The 17134-nt window shown below is 41.6% G+C and carries 14 protein-coding genes, 2 tRNA genes and 2 rRNA genes; 1 reads left to right on the top strand and 17 read right to left on the bottom strand.

What is annotated here, in order from left to right; all coding sequences use genetic code 11:
- Window positions 1-120: 120 nt before the first annotated feature.
- From CPRO_RS14040 to CPRO_RS14115, 16 genes are all read right to left on the bottom strand, one after another.
- Window positions 121-193: transfer RNA gene (locus CPRO_RS14040), tRNA-Ala, on the bottom strand.
- Between the two features lie 25 nt (window positions 194-218).
- Window positions 219-292 (bottom strand) — tRNA-Ile (locus CPRO_RS14045).
- Window positions 293-298: 6 nt separating this feature from the next.
- Window positions 299-416, bottom strand: a 5S ribosomal RNA gene (gene rrf / locus CPRO_RS14050).
- A gap of 71 nt (window positions 417-487) precedes the next feature.
- Window positions 488-2021: ribosomal RNA gene (locus tag CPRO_RS14055) — 16S ribosomal RNA — on the bottom strand.
- 444 nt (window positions 2022-2465) lie between these two features.
- Window positions 2466-2747, bottom strand: a complete 282-nt coding sequence (locus CPRO_RS14060; RefSeq protein WP_066053198.1) for a hypothetical protein — start codon at window positions 2745-2747, stop codon at window positions 2466-2468.
- 651 nt (window positions 2748-3398) lie between these two features.
- On the bottom strand, window positions 3399-5852 hold the full coding sequence (locus CPRO_RS14065) for a glycogen/starch/alpha-glucan phosphorylase (RefSeq protein ID WP_066053200.1): 2454 nt from the start codon (window positions 5850-5852) through the stop codon (window positions 3399-3401).
- A 102-nt stretch (window positions 5853-5954) separates the two neighbouring features.
- Window positions 5955-6410, bottom strand: a complete 456-nt coding sequence (locus CPRO_RS14070; protein ID WP_066053203.1) for a hypothetical protein — start codon at window positions 6408-6410, stop codon at window positions 5955-5957.
- Window positions 6411-6472: 62 nt separating this feature from the next.
- Window positions 6473-7045 carry a chromate transporter gene (locus CPRO_RS14075; protein WP_066053206.1) on the bottom strand — a complete coding sequence of 191 codons (573 nt, stop codon included), beginning with the start codon at window positions 7043-7045 and terminating at the stop codon, window positions 6473-6475.
- On the bottom strand, window positions 7042-7587 hold the full coding sequence (locus CPRO_RS14080; protein WP_066053209.1) for a chromate transporter: 546 nt from the start codon (window positions 7585-7587) through the stop codon (window positions 7042-7044). The genes CPRO_RS14075 and CPRO_RS14080 overlap by 4 nt, the downstream gene beginning before the upstream one ends.
- Before the next feature lie 16 nt (window positions 7588-7603).
- Entirely contained in the window at window positions 7604-8680 is a 1077-nt protein-coding gene (gene prfA, locus CPRO_RS14085; protein ID WP_066053211.1) for a peptide chain release factor 1, read from the bottom strand.
- A gap of 2 nt (window positions 8681-8682) precedes the next feature.
- Window positions 8683-9558, bottom strand: a complete 876-nt coding sequence (gene prmC, locus CPRO_RS14090) for a peptide chain release factor N(5)-glutamine methyltransferase (protein WP_066053214.1) — start codon at window positions 9556-9558, stop codon at window positions 8683-8685.
- Window positions 9545-10480 carry a DUF1385 domain-containing protein gene (locus CPRO_RS14095; RefSeq protein WP_236782359.1) on the bottom strand — a complete coding sequence of 312 codons (936 nt, stop codon included), beginning with the start codon at window positions 10478-10480 and terminating at the stop codon, window positions 9545-9547. The genes prmC and CPRO_RS14095 overlap by 14 nt, the downstream gene beginning before the upstream one ends.
- 424 nt (window positions 10481-10904) lie before the next feature.
- Window positions 10905-11108 carry a 50S ribosomal protein L31 gene (gene rpmE, locus CPRO_RS14100; RefSeq protein ID WP_066053217.1) on the bottom strand — a complete coding sequence of 68 codons (204 nt, stop codon included), beginning with the start codon at window positions 11106-11108 and terminating at the stop codon, window positions 10905-10907.
- Between the two features lie 114 nt (window positions 11109-11222).
- Window positions 11223-12656 carry a transcription termination factor Rho gene (rho, locus tag CPRO_RS14105; protein WP_066053220.1) on the bottom strand — a complete coding sequence of 478 codons (1434 nt, stop codon included), beginning with the start codon at window positions 12654-12656 and terminating at the stop codon, window positions 11223-11225.
- A 21-nt stretch (window positions 12657-12677) separates the two neighbouring features.
- Window positions 12678-13778, bottom strand: a complete 1101-nt coding sequence (locus tag CPRO_RS14110) for a LysM peptidoglycan-binding domain-containing protein (protein WP_066053223.1) — start codon at window positions 13776-13778, stop codon at window positions 12678-12680.
- A 181-nt stretch (window positions 13779-13959) separates the two neighbouring features.
- Window positions 13960-15567 (bottom strand): hypothetical protein, encoded by a 1608-nt coding sequence (locus CPRO_RS14115; RefSeq protein ID WP_066053226.1) that lies wholly within the window; start codon window positions 15565-15567, stop codon window positions 13960-13962.
- A gap of 166 nt (window positions 15568-15733) precedes the next feature.
- Between CPRO_RS14115 and CPRO_RS14120 the strand changes: the two genes are divergently transcribed.
- Entirely contained in the window at window positions 15734-16381 is a 648-nt protein-coding gene (locus CPRO_RS14120) for an adaptor protein MecA (RefSeq protein WP_066053229.1), read from the top strand.
- A gap of 56 nt (window positions 16382-16437) precedes the next feature.
- Here CPRO_RS14120 and CPRO_RS14125 read toward each other — a convergent pair whose 3' ends face one another.
- Window positions 16438-17112, bottom strand: coding sequence for a DUF2461 domain-containing protein (locus tag CPRO_RS14125; protein ID WP_066053232.1), 675 nt, complete (start codon window positions 17110-17112; stop codon window positions 16438-16440).
- Between the last annotated feature and the right edge of the window lie 22 nt (window positions 17113-17134).

Consider the following 17134-nt stretch of genomic DNA (forward strand, 5'->3'; position numbering starts at 1 on the left):
ACATCGTCTGCCAACACTTTGTTACTTTTATTTATAAAGAAAATTTTACTTTTTCTCGATTGACTCTTTTTTCTTGTATTCAGTTTTCAAGGTGCATCCCGACTCATTGGAGCCGGTAAATGGAGAATACGAGATTCGAACTCGTGACCCCCTGCTTGCAAGGCAGGTGCTCTCCCAGCTGAGCTAATTCCCCTTATTCAACTATAACACACTCAAAATGGGCTCAAGTGGACTCGAACCACCGACCTCACGCTTATCAGGCGTGCGCTCTAACCGGCTGAGCTATGAGCCCATAGGACTTCGGCAACCATCTACTTTCCCAGGCAGCTTCCCACCAAGTATCATCGACCGCTCAGGTCTTAACCGTCGTGTTCGGAATGGGAACGGGTGTGTCCCCTAAGCGCATCATCACCGAAGATTTGTGTGTTTGAAGGTTTGATCCTTCAAAACCAAACAGTAGTATACATTAACAACCAATACTCCATAGAAAGGAGGTGATCCAGCCGCACCTTCCGATACGGCTACCTTGTTACGACTTCACCCCAGTCGCTGGCTTCACCTTCGGCGGCTCCTTCCTTACGGTCAGGTCACCGACTTCGGGTGCTTCCAACTCCCATGGTGTGACGGGCGGTGTGTACAAGGCCCGGGAACGTATTCACCGCGACATTCTGATTCGCGATTACTAGCGATTCCAGCTTCATGTAGTCGAGTTGCAGACTACAATCCGAACTGGGACTGGGTTTTTGTGATTTGCTCGACGTCGCCGTTTTGCGTCACTTTGTTACCAGCCATTGTAGCACGTGTGTAGCCCAAGACATAAGGGGCATGATGATTTGACGTCATCCCCACCTTCCTCCGTGTTATCCACGGCAGTCTCCCTAGAGTGCCCAACTGAATGATGGCTACTAAGAATAGGGGTTGCGCTCGTTGCGGGACTTAACCCAACATCTCACGACACGAGCTGACGACAACCATGCACCACCTGTCACCTCTGCTCCGAAGAGAAGGTGTATCTCTACACCGGTCAGAGGGATGTCAAGCCTTGGTAAGGTTCTTCGCGTTGCTTCGAATTAAACCACATGCTCCACCGCTTGTGCGGGCCCCCGTCAATTCCTTTGAGTTTCAATCTTGCGATCGTACTCCCCAGGTGGAGTGCTTATTGCGTTAGCTGCGGCACCGAGGGTTCCCCCCCGACACCTAGCACTCATCGTTTACGGCGTGGACTACCAGGGTATCTAATCCTGTTCGCTCCCCACGCTTTCGAGCCTCAGCGTCAGTTTCAGTCCAGTAAGTCGCCTTCGCCACTGGTGTTCTTCCTAATATCTACGCATTTCACCGCTACACTAGGAATTCCACTTACCTCTCCTGTACTCTAGCTTGATAGTTTTAAATGCAATCCCGAGGTTAAGCCTCGGGCTTTCACATCTAACTTACCATGCCGCCTACTCTCCCTTTACACCCAGTAATTCCGGATAACGCTTGCCCCCTACGTATTACCGCGGCTGCTGGCACGTAGTTAGCCGGGGCTTCTTATTCAGGTACCGTCATTTTTTTCGTCCCTGTTGATAGAAGTTTACGAGCCGAAACCCTTCTTCCTTCACGCGGCGTTGCTGCATCAGGCTTTCGCCCATTGTGCAATATTCCCCACTGCTGCCTCCCGTAGGAGTTTGGGCCGTGTCTCAGTCCCAATGTGGCCGATCACCCTCTCAGGTCGGCTACTGATCGTTGCCTTGGTGGGCTGTTATCTCACCAACTAGCTAATCAGATGCGGGCCCATCCTGTACCGAATAAATCCTTTTCTTGCAAGAGGATGCCCTCTCGCAATGACATGCGGTATTAGTCACCGTTTCCAGTGATTATTCCACAGTACAGGGCAGGTTGCCCACACGTTACTCACCCGTCCGCCGCTAAAATATGTAATCTTCCTGCCGAAGCTCTCCGATTACATATTTCCGCTCGACTTGCATGTGTTAAGCACGCCGCCAGCGTTCATCCTGAGCCAGGATCAAACTCTTATATTAAAGTTTTGTCCTGCCAGTCTTAATGTCTGGCTTACTTTCCAATTTTTTCGAAATCGGTAAACTCTTTGTCTTCTTTTGCTTGTTCCGCAAAGCGGAAAAAGCTGAATTGACTATGGGTTGTGTGTTTGTATCTCTACTGTTTAGTTTTCAAGGATCAATTGTTTTTTGCCGACGTTTTTTTCGTTGTCAGCGAAGATTATCTTAACATATTCATTATGGCTTGTCAAGCATTTTCTCAAAGTTTTTTCTTTCTTTTCTTCGAATCATTTGCTTAATTCGCCTTAATTATGTTGCCTTTTTCAACTGCATTTCGCAGTGACTTTTCTTATTATACAGAATAATTTAAACTTGTCAACACTTTTTTACAATTTTCCCTTTTTAATTTCATATACCGTAAAAAACAAGGCACCCCGTAATCGGGATGCCTTGTTTTTTAAGCGCTTCTTATTGAGCAGGTGTTGCGGGTGCTGCATCAGCAGGTGCAGCTGCGTCTGCAGCAGGTGCTGTAGCATCAGCAGCAGGTGCTGTTGCATCAGCAGGTGCTTCGCCTTCAGCAGGTGTTGCTTCATCAGCAGGTGCTGTTGCATCAGCAGGTGCTTCGCCTTCAGCAGGTGTTTCCTGTGCAGGTGCCTCAGGAGCTTCCTCTTTCTTAGTACAACCACTAAATGCGAGTGCAAGACCCAAACATACAGCTACAATACAACCTTTACCAAATTTACGTTTCATATTACATTCCCTCCTTGTTTTTTGCAATCCAACTATAGCACAAAAAATTCGTTGTGAACACTCAATCTACCGCATTATGTCCTATAATTCGACAAAATGTCGTCTAATTATAGTATTTGAATAATAAAAACAATTCTAAATATTTATAAATAAACCACAGTGTTTTCTTTAAAAAACTCGATAGAACCCTTGATTTTATTAGGTTTACGATATCTCATCTTTCTGAAAGTAAGTAGTTCTGGCATACAATAAACTTTGCGGAAAATGTCCCACCTTTCCCCTATTTCAATTCTTAATCCTTTATTAAGATCAAGAAAATTAACTCTAATATTGTAGTTTTATGTCTTAATGGGCATTCATGGAATTATCCATGCACTACCCATTCCACAAGTATTTATATCCCCTTTATAATGTACAAACACAATGTTTCATTTGCAATTCCACTTTTGATGGGATATACGATTTGTTTTTCAAACAACATTAAAACTCCCTTCATTATTATTTTCTTTGCAGTTTGCTTACTACAAATTTAATTATAATGAAGGGAGTTTTTTTATCATCTCTTCGCCGTAGGCTTTTTTGAACCACTTCTAAACCGTAGTTTTCTTTTCCATAACAAAAACTTCCGCTTATGAAAAGCGGAAGTTCATTTTAAAACTCAATTGGAACCGAAGGTAAACTCCAAATCTCTTTGGCATATTCTTTAATCGTACGGTCACTGGAAAATTTGCCACTTTTGGCTGTGTTATAAATTGCCATCCTTGCCCATCGTTCCTTGTCTCGATAAGCATAGTCCACAGCCATTTGAGCCCGTTGATAATCAGCATAATCCTCAAGTACAAAATACTCATCCGCTTTGCTTCCACCAAATCCATTCAGCAGTGCATCGTACAATTCCCTAAAAAGACAGGTATCATTGGAAAATGTGCCGTCAATCAAGGCAGTCATTGCCATACGAACCTCTTGATTCATATTATAAACACTCCATGGATCATATTCACCATTATATTTTTCCTGCACCTCTTCAGCACTCATGCCAAATATAAAGATATTTTCTTCTCCAACCTCGTCGAAAATCTCAACATTTGCACCGTCCATTGTCCCTACAGTCAATGCCCCGTTTAGCATAAACTTCATATTACCAGTTCCTGAAGCTTCTTTGCCTGCTGTAGAAATCTGCTCACTGACATCCGCCGCAGGAATTAACCGTTCAGCCAAAGAGACACGGTAATTTTCCAAGAAAACAACCTTAATCTTGCCACAAATGCTTTCATCGTTATTCACCACGTCCCCAACGCTGTTGATAAGCTTTATAATTAGTTTTGCTCTGCGGTATCCCGCTGCTGCCTTTGCTCCAAAAATATAGGTTCTTGGTACCATATCCAATCCGGGATTCATCTTCAATTTGTTATAAAGCCCAATAATATGCAGAACGTTCAAAAGCTGGCGCTTATACTCATGCAGTCGCTTCACTTGAATATCAAAAATACTGTCAGGATTGATATCAATTCCTTTTGCAGATTTTATATATTTCGCCAAAGCAACCTTATTTGCTCGTTTAATTTCCATAAATCTCTTTTGAAATTCTTCATCCTCTACATATGGCAAGATTTTCTCCAGTTGCGCCAAATCTGTAATCCAGCCATCACCGATTTTTTCTGTAATTAGCTCTGCCAGTTGAGGATTTGCATGCAACAGCCATCTTCTTTGAGTAATTCCATTGGTCTTATTGTTAAATTTTTCGGGGTATAACTTATAAAAATCTTTTAACTCCTGATTCTTCAATATCTCGGTGTGAAGAGCTGCAACGCCATTTACAGAATGACTTCCAACAATGGCCATATATGCCATACGAATCTGTCCATCAGCAATAATAGCCAAGCGACGAATTTTTTCCGGATTATTTCCGTACTTCTCAGTCAGTTCAAGGCAAAAACGGCGGTTAATTTCCTCAACAATTTGATAAATTCGGGGCAATAGACGACTGAATAAATCTAATGGCCATTTTTCCAGCGCCTCAGACATGATGGTATGGTTTGTGTAGGCACACACTTTTTGAGTAATCTCCCACGCCTGATCCCAAGGTAAATCGTTTTCGTCCACCAAAACCCGCATTAATTCAGCTACGGCAATGCTAGGATGAGTATCGTTTAGCTGAAAGGCAACTTTCTCCGGTAACAAATTAAAATCCCCATGGTTTTCTTTGAATCTTGCAACCACCCTTTGAACCGTTGCAGAAATAAAGAAAAACTGTTGACGCAACCGCAATTCCTTCCCTTGATAATGTTCATCCGCAGGATAAAGCACATCCGTTAAGGTTTTCGCCAGAGTTTCTTCTTCCGCAGCCTTTTGATAGTTTCCTTCGTTAAAGTATTTTAAATCAATTCTGTTTTTTGCTCGTGCATCCCATAGACGTAAGGTGTTCACTGTATTATTGCCGTATCCCACCACAGGATAATCATAGGGAATAGCCATAACAGACTGGTAACCCTCTTGTACAAAGCGATACCCTCCGTTTTCTTTCAGCATTGCTCGTACATGCCCGCCAAATTTTATTTCCACTGCATACTCATTTCTCCGTATCCCCCAAGGGTCTCCGTCCTCCAGCCAGTTATCCGGCGCCTCCACTTGATATCCATTTTCAACTTTCTGCTCAAAAATTCCATAATGGTAGCGAATACCGCAGCCATATGCAGGCAACTCCAAAGTAGATAGAGAATCTAAAAAACATGCAGCCAGTCGTCCTAGGCCACCATTGCCAAGACCGGGATCCGGCTCAGCTTCCTCCACTGTATTATAATCAATGCCAAGTTCAGCAAAAACCTCTTTAATTACAGTATTCATCCCCATATTAATCAACGCATTTCCCAAAAAACGTCCCATTAAAAATTCCATAGAAAGATAATAAACAATCTTCGCGTTCTTCTCACTATAAGTATCGTGGGTTTTAATCCATTTGTCCGTAATCAGATCCCGCAGAGAAAATACTGCCGCCTGATAAATTTCTTCTGCCGATGCAGTTTCAAGATTTTTTCTGTAAAGTGTCTTTACATTTTCCCTTATCATCATCTTTAATGTTTCTTTTTCTATTCCAATTTGCCCCATAAGAAACCTCCTTTAATGGAATGCCCTTCTCTATTGTATTTTTCTCGGCACTTTTTATTTACTATATCAAAGCATACCCAATTTTGCAAATATCCTTCTCTTTTAAAGAAAACAAATTGCAACACCTAAAATAAATCCCAAAATCCCTCCCAAAGCAGTAAAAAGAGTTTCCTTTAAAGACATGCCCTCAGGAAACAATCCACTGCTGGCACAATATAGAGCAATACCTCCAATGATACCTCTGGTCATGGTCCATGACCCATTGGAATAGACCTCGAATAAAAAAGCCGCTGTAAATATTGCGGCACTTCTAAACTCTCTACTTCGCCCCTGGTCGGGGAATCTGTTTTCTACCCAAACGCCCATTGTAATTCCCAATATTGCACCCAAGCCGGCCCAAACCAAATTTTCCAAAAAAGCAGGAGGCAAAAACAAGAAACAAAGATATGCTAATATCGCTCCCTCCAGAAAACGAAAGGGCAACGGATAGGCTCTCTTACGCCTACTCGCTGCCCACAGCAGCACCCAATACACAGGAATCGACAGCCATAGACTCATTCGACCTTCCCCCTTATTCCATATACTCTATCATATGGGTGGAAAAAGCCTTTCATTCCGCATCAAAATGCAAATATGATACCTATTGCCGCCCCCACTGCGATATAAACCACTGGGTGCTTTTGAAATTTATTTGTCAAAAAAAGCATTACCACAAACAGGATACATTCCTTTATCCCAATGAAACCAAGAAAATTTTCCATAGAAAGTTCCGTAATCTCATTTACGTGAAGTAGTGCTGTAAGCAGTACCCCAAAACCCGCCGACCCAATCAATCCCGTTACCGCAGGTCTCAATAAATAAAATATATCTTCCACATGGGTATTATTGCGAAATCTTTGAAGAAATTTTGAAATAATGATAATAATTACAACGGAAGGAAAAACCAAACCAGCGGTAGCAACAATTCCGCCAAAAACACCGCCAAAATGAAACCCTGTATAGGTTGCCATGTTTACTCCCAAAGGCCCCGGTGTAGATTCGGAAATTGCCACCATATCAGCAATCATGCCGGTATTAAACCAGTCATATTTATCCGCAAGCTTATACAAAAATGGCAAAGTTGCCAATCCGCCACCCACAGAGAACAACCCTATCTTAAAGAATTCATAAAATAAAAGTAACCACTGTGTCATTTTGCCCCAGCCCCCTTTATGATAGGAGCTGCTAGACCAAGGAGCCCAGCCCCAAGAACAATCCAAATAGGCGATACCTCCAAAATTGCGGAAAGCAAAAAGGCTACTACAGCGATTATGGCACAAACTTTATCCACCACAGATTTTTTCCACATTCCCACAACTGCATTTACAATTAAGACGCCTACAACCACACGAATCGCGCCAAAAGCATGCTGAACAGCCGCCAACTGGGCAAAATTCCTTAATACTGCCGCGATAATCATAATAATAATCAGAGAAGGGAATACGCTTCCCGTTGTTGCCGCAATAGCCCCTAAAACACCCTTACGCTTATAACCTACAAAAGAAGCTGTATTCACAAAAATAACACCTGGGGTACATTGGCCAATGGCAAAATAATCGAGAATTTCATCCTCCGTTGCCCATCCTCGTTTGGTAACCACTTCCCTTTGCAATAAGGGCAGCATAGCATAGCCTCCACCAAAGGTAAAGGCTCCAATTCTGCAAAATGTAATAAAAAGCTGCCAAATTTCTTTCATAATTTCACTTCTTTCTTTATTCCTCCAATCCACCCGCCTGCATTTTTTCCATGCGGTCTGTGGTAATCAAAGCATTCATTAGTTCATCCAAATCTCCGTCTAATATACTATCTATCTTATACAAGGTCAAGCCGATTCTATGATCGGTAATCCGACCCTGGGGAAAATTATAGGTACGAATGCGTTCACTTCTGTCTCCCGTTCCAACCTGAGAACGGCGGTCTGCAGAAATTGCAGCATCATGAGCCTGTCTTTCCCTTTCATAAACCCGGGCATATAAAACCTTTAATGCCTGTTCCTTGTTTTTCAACTGGGATTTTTCGTTCTGGCAGGAAACCACAATGCCTGTGGGCAAATGGGTCATACGCACTGCCGAGTCTGTGGTATTTACGCACTGTCCGCCATTACCCGAAGCACGGAATACATCCACCCGAACTTCGTTCATATCAATATGAACGTCCACTTCCTCCGCCTCCGGCATAACCGCAACCGTTACCGTAGAGGTATGAATACGCCCGCCGCTTTCTGTAGTAGGAATACGCTGTACCCGATGCACACCACTTTCATATTTCATGCGGGAATATGCACCCTTTCCCGTTATCATAAAGGAGACCTCTTTGAAGCCGCCCAAATCACTTTCACTGGCATTCATCAACTCTACCTTCCATCGTCTGTCCTCGGCATAGCGGGCATACATACGGAATAAATCTCCGGCGAACAATGCAGCTTCGTCTCCACCGGCACCACCTCTGATCTCAACAATAACGTTCTTTTCATCATTAGGGTCCTTGGGCAGAAGCAAAATAGTAATTTCCTGCTTCAGTTCTTCCAAGCGCTCCTTATTCTGGGCAAATTCCTCTTTTACCAGCTCACGAAAATCCTCGTCAAGCTTGTCGTTCAAAAGCTCCAGCCCCTCTTCCACAGCGGCCTTTACTTTTTTATATTCCTGATATGCCTCTATCACAGGGGACATATCGCTATATTCCTTCATGCGCTTGCGCCATTCCGATTGGTTGGCAATCATTTCAGGGTCGTTTACCTGATCCGCCAAATCGTTGTATTTGCTCTCAATCTCCGCCAATCGATCAAACATGGTTACACCTCATCTATATTCTCTTTTAATTTTCCAAAAACAACTCTATCTAAGCCTGCCAAGTCTTTCCGCAACGTGCATTGAGAAAACCCTGCCTCCATCATCATTGAAAGCAATGCCTTACCTTGGTCGTAGCCAATTTCAAAAAACAGCCAACCTCCATTTTTTAACCAGTGACGGCTATCCTTTATAATACGCTGATAAAATGCTAAACCATCTTCTCCACCATCCAATGCATTTTTCGGCTCGAAATCCCGAACCTCTGGCATCAACGTTCCAATTTCCGCCTTTGCTATGTATGGCGGATTGGAGATGATGGCATCAAAGCTTCCCTTCCACGATGGGGGAACCTTGTCAAACAGGTCGCTTTCCAACCACTCCACCACAGCTTGATTTTTCTCAGCATTTTTCCTTGCGAAAGACAAAGCCTTAGGACTGATATCCACACCTAGGCAATTCATCTTTCCATAATGGGCAAGACAAATGGGGATGCAACCACTTCCCGTGCCTAAATCAATCACCTGTTGTATATTATTCTCCTTGGACATCGACAACACCGTTTCCACCAAAAGCTCCGTATCTCCACGAGGAATCAATACCCCCTCTCCAACATAAAAGGGTAACCCCATAAATTCACATTGCCCTAAAATATACTGCAAGGGACGGTTTGATTCTCTTTGATTCAAATAATCATTATATCGAGCTTCTTCTTCAGGCAAAATCATTTTTTCTCCATGAGTAAACAGCTGCACCCGACTTATTTGGCATACTTCCATCAATAAAAGTTCTGCTTCGAAGGCATAATTATCTTTACCTGCCAACTGTAGACGGTGCTTGCCTTCCAGCAAAGCATTGGCAATAGTCTTATTCTTCTTCATCTTCCAGTACTCCCTTCATCGCCGCAATTGCAGTTTCGATTTGGGATTCATCCGGTTCCGCTGTTGTTATTTTCTGTAAACATAGCCCGGGATAGCTGATTGCTGCAACAAGCTTGCTTTCGGATTTCCCTGCCCATCGAATGACTTCATAGGAAATACCCGCAATAAAGGGTACTAAAAATATCCTAGAAACCAATCGTAATGCCACAGAGTCAGTCCGCACAAAAAAGAACACAATCATACTGATAATCATAACAAATAGCAAAAAACTGGTTCCGCAACGCTTGTGCAGTCGTGTGCAAGGCATTATGTTTTCCACTGTCAATTCCTTACCACTTTCAAAACAGTTAATGGTCTTATGTTCTGCACCATGGTATTGAAAAACTCTTTTGATTTCTTTCATTCTTGAAATCAAAAATAAATACAACAAAAATATGGCGATTCTCAAAAGTCCCTCGATAACGCCTAATGCCCATACCGGTACAATCGTTTTAAAAAAACTGCCCAGCCATACAGGAAGTACAAAAAACAAGCCCATACCCAAAATTAAAGATACGGTAACGCTAAAATAAATCAAAATATCGTTAATTTTATCGCCGAATTTGTTCTGCAAATACTTTTCAAAGGGAGAAAGCTCTTCCTCCGCCCAATCCTCCCCGGCAATTTCCGCAGAATGCATTAATATTTTTGTACCTGTAATCAGGGAATCCACAAAAGCCCCAATTCCACGAAAAATAGGATATTTGAATATGCCTTTGTTGGCAATTCCACCCCATTCGTTTTTCTCTATGGTAATTCCTCCTGCGGGATTTCTCACTGCCATGGCATAAATTCGTTTCCCACGCATCATAACACCCTCAATGATTGCTTGACCGCCAATGCTTGTGGGGCGCACTCTCTTTTCCATATCATGATTTGACACTGTATCAACTCTTTTCGTTTGTAAATTTATATTGCAATTAAATATTATATCATAAAAGGTAGAAAACTGAAAATTATTTTAGAATTATAAACTGTATTTACCTGAAATTGTCAAATTTGTGTAGAAAAATGGCTTTACAGGTCCTCAAAACCTTTTATACTATTTTATCTATATAAGGATGGGTACAAGAAACTATACGGTACTTTTTTTATTGTCCATTTCAAAGGAATAAATTCAAATACACGTTTTTTTCTAAGGAAATACCGTGAACAGTTGTAGCTGTTCGTCTAAAAGATTCTTAAATCAGCTTTTTCTCAAATAAATAAATAAAAAAGTGCAGGGATAAACTCTCTGCACATTTCTCATTCTCATTAAATTCAAAAGAGAAAGCAAGTATCCCTTTTCTCTTTCAATTTTGCAGAAATTACTTTCTGCCGTATTTTTTGTTGAATTTTTCTACTCTACCGCCAGCTTCCAAAAGCAACTTCTGGCTGCCTGTGTAGAAAGGATGACACTTAGAGCAAACTTCGACTCTGATTTCTTCCTTTGTAGAACCTGTTACAAATTCGTTACCACAGTTACATCTTACTTTAATCTGATTGTACTGGGGATGGATTCCTTCTCTCATTTCTTTCACCTCATTTTTTAAATTTGTTGATCAATAATTTTTATTATTTATAGACAACACCAGTAGTGTATCATAAGTTCTTTCCCTTTGCAATAAAAAATTCCAAAAAACAAATCACTTATCAAACAGCCCCAAGGTCTTTTCCCAGAAGGGTAAGCGCTCCATAAACTCTTGGTTATTTTTGGTCTTCCTCATCAAATCATAAAAGCCTTCTACCATCTCCATCTGGCTCATGGTAGATGCCATTTTCCTTAGGGTAAAGTTGCATTCCAACTCTTGCTCGGTCAGAAGCTTCTCTTCTCGTCTTGTCCCTGACTTGTTAATATCTACCGCGGGGAAAATACGCCGCTCAGAAAGTCTTCTATCTAGCACCAATTCCATATTGCCTGTACCCTTAAATTCTTCAAAGACAACCTCGTCCATTTTACTTCCCGTATCCACCAGCGCCGTTGCCAATATGGTTAAGCTGCCCCCATTTTCAATGTTTCGGGCAGCACCGAAGAAACGCTTTGGCATATACAATGCCGCGGGATCCAAACCGCCGGAAAGGGTTCTGCCGCTGGGCGGAATGGTCAAGTTGTAGGCTCTGGCCAATCTTGTTAAGCTGTCTAACAGAATAACCAAGTCTTTCCCTTGCTCCACGAGACGCTTTGCTCTTTCCAAAACCATCTCCGTCACTCGTTTATGGTGCTCGGGCTGTTCATCAAAGGTAGAGTATACTATCTGAACATTCTCACCTTCAATGGAGCGCTGAATATCTGTTACTTCTTCAGGGCGTTCATCAATCAAAAGTACGATAAGATGTACTTCTTTGTGGTTTTTTGTTAGGGCATTAGCCATTTGTGTCAAAAGAACAGTTTTACCCACCTTAGGAGGTGCCACAATCATTCCTCTTTGTCCCTTACCAATGGGGGCACAGAGATCGATAATTCTTCCCGAAAGCTCCTCTCGGCTAACCTCAAAGTGCAGCTTTTCTTCAGGGTAAATGGGTGTTAAATCCTCAAAATTGGGGCGTTTCGCCGCCTGATCAGGGAAATCTCCGTTGACCGATTTTACGAATAAAAGGGCACCAAACTTCTCGCCCTCCCTAGCTGTTCGAATATTTCCTTTCACTGCGTCCCCTGTTTTTAGATTAAACCTTCTAATTTGGGAAGGAGACACATAAATATCTCCAGCCCCGGGAAGAAAATTCTGCGTTCTAAGGAAGCCAAACCCATCGGGCATTACCTCCAGTATTCCCTCGCCGGGTACGCTGTTTTCCATTACCGTAGCCTTTTCTTCCCTTTGGACTACTCTTTCCCTGTGGGTATAACCCTCGTCTTTCCCCTCAATGGGCGTTTCGGGTTTTTTCACCGGCTCCTGATTCTCCTGCAGAGAAAAACCATAAGCAGTCACACGCTTAACGGCAACACGTTCCGCCTGAGACTGCTTTTCTGATATCTTTTCAATCAATTCACTTTTTTTAAGAGAGGAAATGGACTTAACATCCATTTCCCTCGCCATCTCTCTCAATTCTGCCAGAGTTTTTTTCTGCAGATCGTTTTCCATGTTCTATTCTCCTATCTTTTATCATCTAGGAATTTTCAGCTTTGTTCCAACGCTGATGGTATCTGTTTCCTTTAAGTTATTTGCATCCAAAATTTTCTGATATTGAGCACCATTGCCTAATACCTTCTGGGCAATACTCCACGCAGTGTCACCCTCCTGCACAACATATTCTGATGCATTTGTGCTATTCCCTGAGCTGTTGTTTGTTGTATTGGGCTTATTTGTACTAGAATTGTTTGCACTAGGGGTATTTGTATTGGAATTGTCTGTGCTAGACGTGTTTTTTTCTGGGTTTGTGCCTTTCAAGTCTGCCAATTCTTCTTCCAATTGCATTTTTTCAAGCTGGATTTTTTCATACTTACTGCTCAAATCTCCATTGGCAGTCACCTGATTCTGTGCCTCCTCCAGCTTACTGCTTAGGCTGACACATTTAAAAATCAGGAACACAATTAATATTAGCCCAATGATACCTAAAATTATACCCAGCTTACTAACCCCGCCGCGATAATCCTCTTCTTCATCATAATCATCATAAAGGCTGTCTAAGTTTTCCTGCTTGGCTTTCTCTGCAAAATCCAGCTCCTCATAGCGACCTCTGCCATTGGGTGTAAAATCCTCAAAAGCGTTTTCTTCTTTTCTAAACTTTTTGCGCTTTGCAGGCACAAAGGTTTGCTGAGAAGCTTCTTCCACCATTTTTGACTTTTTGCGAGCAGGCACTACACTTACATACTGGATGCCATCGTCATACTCGTCCTGTTCCATTTTATGCCCTGAAGATGTCATATTATTCGTATCTTCTCCCGAAGGATCATAATTATTTCTTGTACGTCGTGAAACATATCTGGTAGGGTCCCCCTCTTGCTGAGGCGCCTTTCTAATTTCATTGATTTCGCTGCTTACCTGTTGCATTCTTGCCTCCCGAACCTCCTCAATATCTTCTCTGGAAGGACGTCTTTTAGAGCGACTGACTTCTGTGTCTGCGTCCTTACTCATTAATGGGTGTGTCTGCATTAAAATATCCACCACTTCCTTTGGCAGATCGTTATATAAATCTTCATAGTATTCGTTATCGTTCAAACCTCGAGAACCTGGGTTTGTATTGCTGTTTTTATCACCGCTCATAATTTACCTCCGCTGGATTAGGAGATTCCTACTTTTGCTCATAAGAATCACATTATATCTTATTATTTTACATTCTTCCTATTAAAGTGTCAACATAAGGGAAACTTTTTCAGAAAAATATAATAAACGCAGTAAAACAGCCACCAATGGAATAGTGGCTGCTTTCCTTACTTTTTATTATTTATTTTAAATCAATAACAGCATTCACACCGTTTGGCTCTGCCACATATTCTAAAGAAATAGTATCTCCGGCTTGTTTTTTCAAAATCCCCAGCTGATTTTTTACCTCAATTTCAAAAAGCTGTTCACTGCCATCCAGCATCAAATAATAGTAGGTGTTTCCGTCTGCTACAATATCCTTCATCATGGTAATAGTGCCACTAATTTTCAAAGCCTTGCCAGAATCAATCGTATTAATCCCGTTGCCGGTCATTAAATTGCGGTATACCTTTTCACATTCAGCCACGGTATCCCCAATAGCAACAATTTGATATTTTTGGATATTCACCATAGCATATTTCTTAACCAGACCTGCTGCATCCTTCAGGGAGAGGAAATAGGTTGGCTCGTTGGCAATATTCAATAAAATCGGGAAGGTAGCGTTATAGCCTAAATGCTGAACCTGACCTTCCGCAGAAGACATAGCGGAAATTTCCTTGGCACCGGAAACCTGATAGTACTTCGTTTCCTTCGTTCTGGAATTCATCAGCACAAAACCAACGTTGGATTCATCCCCACCAATGGAGGTAACACCGGTATATACCCAAACGTCATCATCAAGAGCGATATAATTGTAGCCTTCCGTGCTCTTCAAGCACTCTCTTTGACCAAAGATACTATTGAGATAGCCTTTCTTCAAGGTGCCGTAATAGTCGTACTGTTCAATCAGAAGGTTGGCGTCATATACCTTGTCAATCCAACGAGGCACATCGGCAATATCATAATAAACATGCTCGCCTGTTACAGCGTTAACCACTATAGCACCTTTGATATCCGTACCGCCGAACAAACCGATGGTTTTATCCTGAACAGCACAGACCCAATAAGGAACGCCGCTTTCATCAATTTCAAAATTAGTGGTGCGAATCATTGCATTTGGATAACGGAATCGAACATAACGATATAAGTTTCGTCCAAAGTGCTCAAAAGGAGAGTATTTAATCCCCTGCTGCAACTTAACCAGATCAACATTCTGTGTTGTCATATCAATTTGAATATATGCAGGAAGACCTGTATTGCGGTTTGTGATCCATTTAATCAAATCACCGTAGCGAAGAGGGGTAACCCTTACAGGTTTGCCTTGATAATTTATTTGGTTAAAATAGGAGCTTACTTCATATTGGGAAACCATATCAACCATGCTTCCCATTTCTCTCTCCGCAAGCTTTGCGGCAGAATCACTATCCAAAATGGGTATTTTGTTATAGTCGACCTCGTGAATATCTGTCGCGAAATCGCTGGTTTCCACCGTCAAAAGTCGATTGTATGCAGACGCCCTAATAATAGGCGAGGAGAGTAAGGTCCCCACAACATAAAATATTGCCAGTCCCACAGGAACGATCAAAAGCTTTTTCATTATTTTCCTGTTCGCCGCCCGCTCGGGACTTGTTCTATCCAAAAAAACCGCGCGAAATATGGTCCAAAAGTTAATTATAATCCCTACCACAAGTATCGTTAAAATAAACACCCAACTGTCACGAGAATGAATATTTAACGGAGGTAAGTAATAATAATACATACCTGCCCAAATAAGAACAGTCAATATTATTGGAATAAGCCGCTTTTTCATTACAGCTATCACTCCTTCTTTGTTAAAATTAATAAAATATGGCGGTATTACCCTCTTTACATCTTCTCTCCAATTCATTATACTATACTATATTTCAAGTAAAAAGTATAGTGGAATTCAAAACACGACCCGTTTTTCTAATTGAAAAGATAAGGAAGTGATTTAAATGAAAATAGAACGTGTAAGTGAAAATCAATTAAAGTTAACCCTTACTAGGGCCGACTTAGTGGAGCGAGACTTAAAACTGGAGGATTTGATCAATCCTTCGGACAAAACACAAAAGCTTTTCCGAGATATTATGGAGCAGGCCTTGGATGAATACGATTTTATTAATGAAAGCACCCCTCTGATGGTTGAGGCCGTACCAGTGGGTATTGACGGCATTATGATTATCGTCACAAAAATTGATCAAAAAAACAAAAGTGAAAATCCTATGGATTTGCTGTTTAAAAACAAAGAGGCGCATAAATGGAAAAAGAAACCCTTAGATTTGGTTGAAACAAAAGACCTTGAAGGTGAGGATATACTCATTTTCTCTTTCCAAACATTGGACGATGCCATTGATGCCAGCCTGCGTTTAGACGACTGCTACAGAGGGGAAAGTGCATTATTTAAAAGCAATGAAAGATTTTTCCTCGTTTTGCAGGCGGATACATATACCGCCGATGAAAACAACGATTATATTGAACTTATTTTAGATGAATTCGGTCAAAAACACATTTCCACTACTTTGTCGAAATATTTTCTTCTGGAGCATGGCGAAGCAATGATTAAAGCAAATGCCGTTGCATCCTTAGCAAAAGCTTTTGGGTAATAAAAAAGAAAGTTCCTTCGGTTGGCGATTTGCATGTCCGAGGGAACTTTTGTTTTTTATTCACTTTTGATTTCTTTCAAATACCGATATAGAGGAACTAAATCCTTCCACTTTTCAACAATCATCTGCGGCAGTGCTTCCGAAAATATGATATCCTCAATATTTTTTGTTTCACTCACATAAAAATTTTTCTTAATGTACCATGGGCCTATCTCTTTGGGTAACGCCGAGGCATTCACCTTTTTATAATCCTCACCCATCAAAATAAATTCTTTCTTCTTTTCAATTTCCCCAACAATGTTCAAAAAATCAATGGGCTTATTTCGTATTTTCTCCCGATATGCATTGAGATAGGCAGGGGTTGCCTCATAAACCCCCATACCATGGTTATAGCCCTCAGGTGATACTTCAAAATAAAATGCAGGACGCATTTTCCAATCCGTCCCTGCCAGAAGCTGCTCTTTCAAGACCACCCAACGGCATGAGCGGTAAGGACTTTTATCTTTGGAATAGCGAATGTCACGATTAATTCGAGATACTGACCAGTCCATTTTTTCCCCTGTGGCCTCAGCAAACCCCTCAGAAATCACAGCAGAGAATTGGTCAAAGGGTGTTTTTAATACACCCTTGTAACGCTCCCTGTTTTGATCCATCCATTCCTTGCTGTTGTTCATTCTAAGCTCCCATAAAAAATCTATTGTCTCAGGTAAAAAACCGGTAAATTTTTTCATTTTCTCAACTCCCCTTATTACC

It is taken from the genome of Anaerotignum propionicum DSM 1682, assembly GCF_001561955.1.
GTDB classification, from domain to species: domain Bacteria; phylum Bacillota; class Clostridia; order Lachnospirales; family Anaerotignaceae; genus Chakrabartyella; species Chakrabartyella propionicum.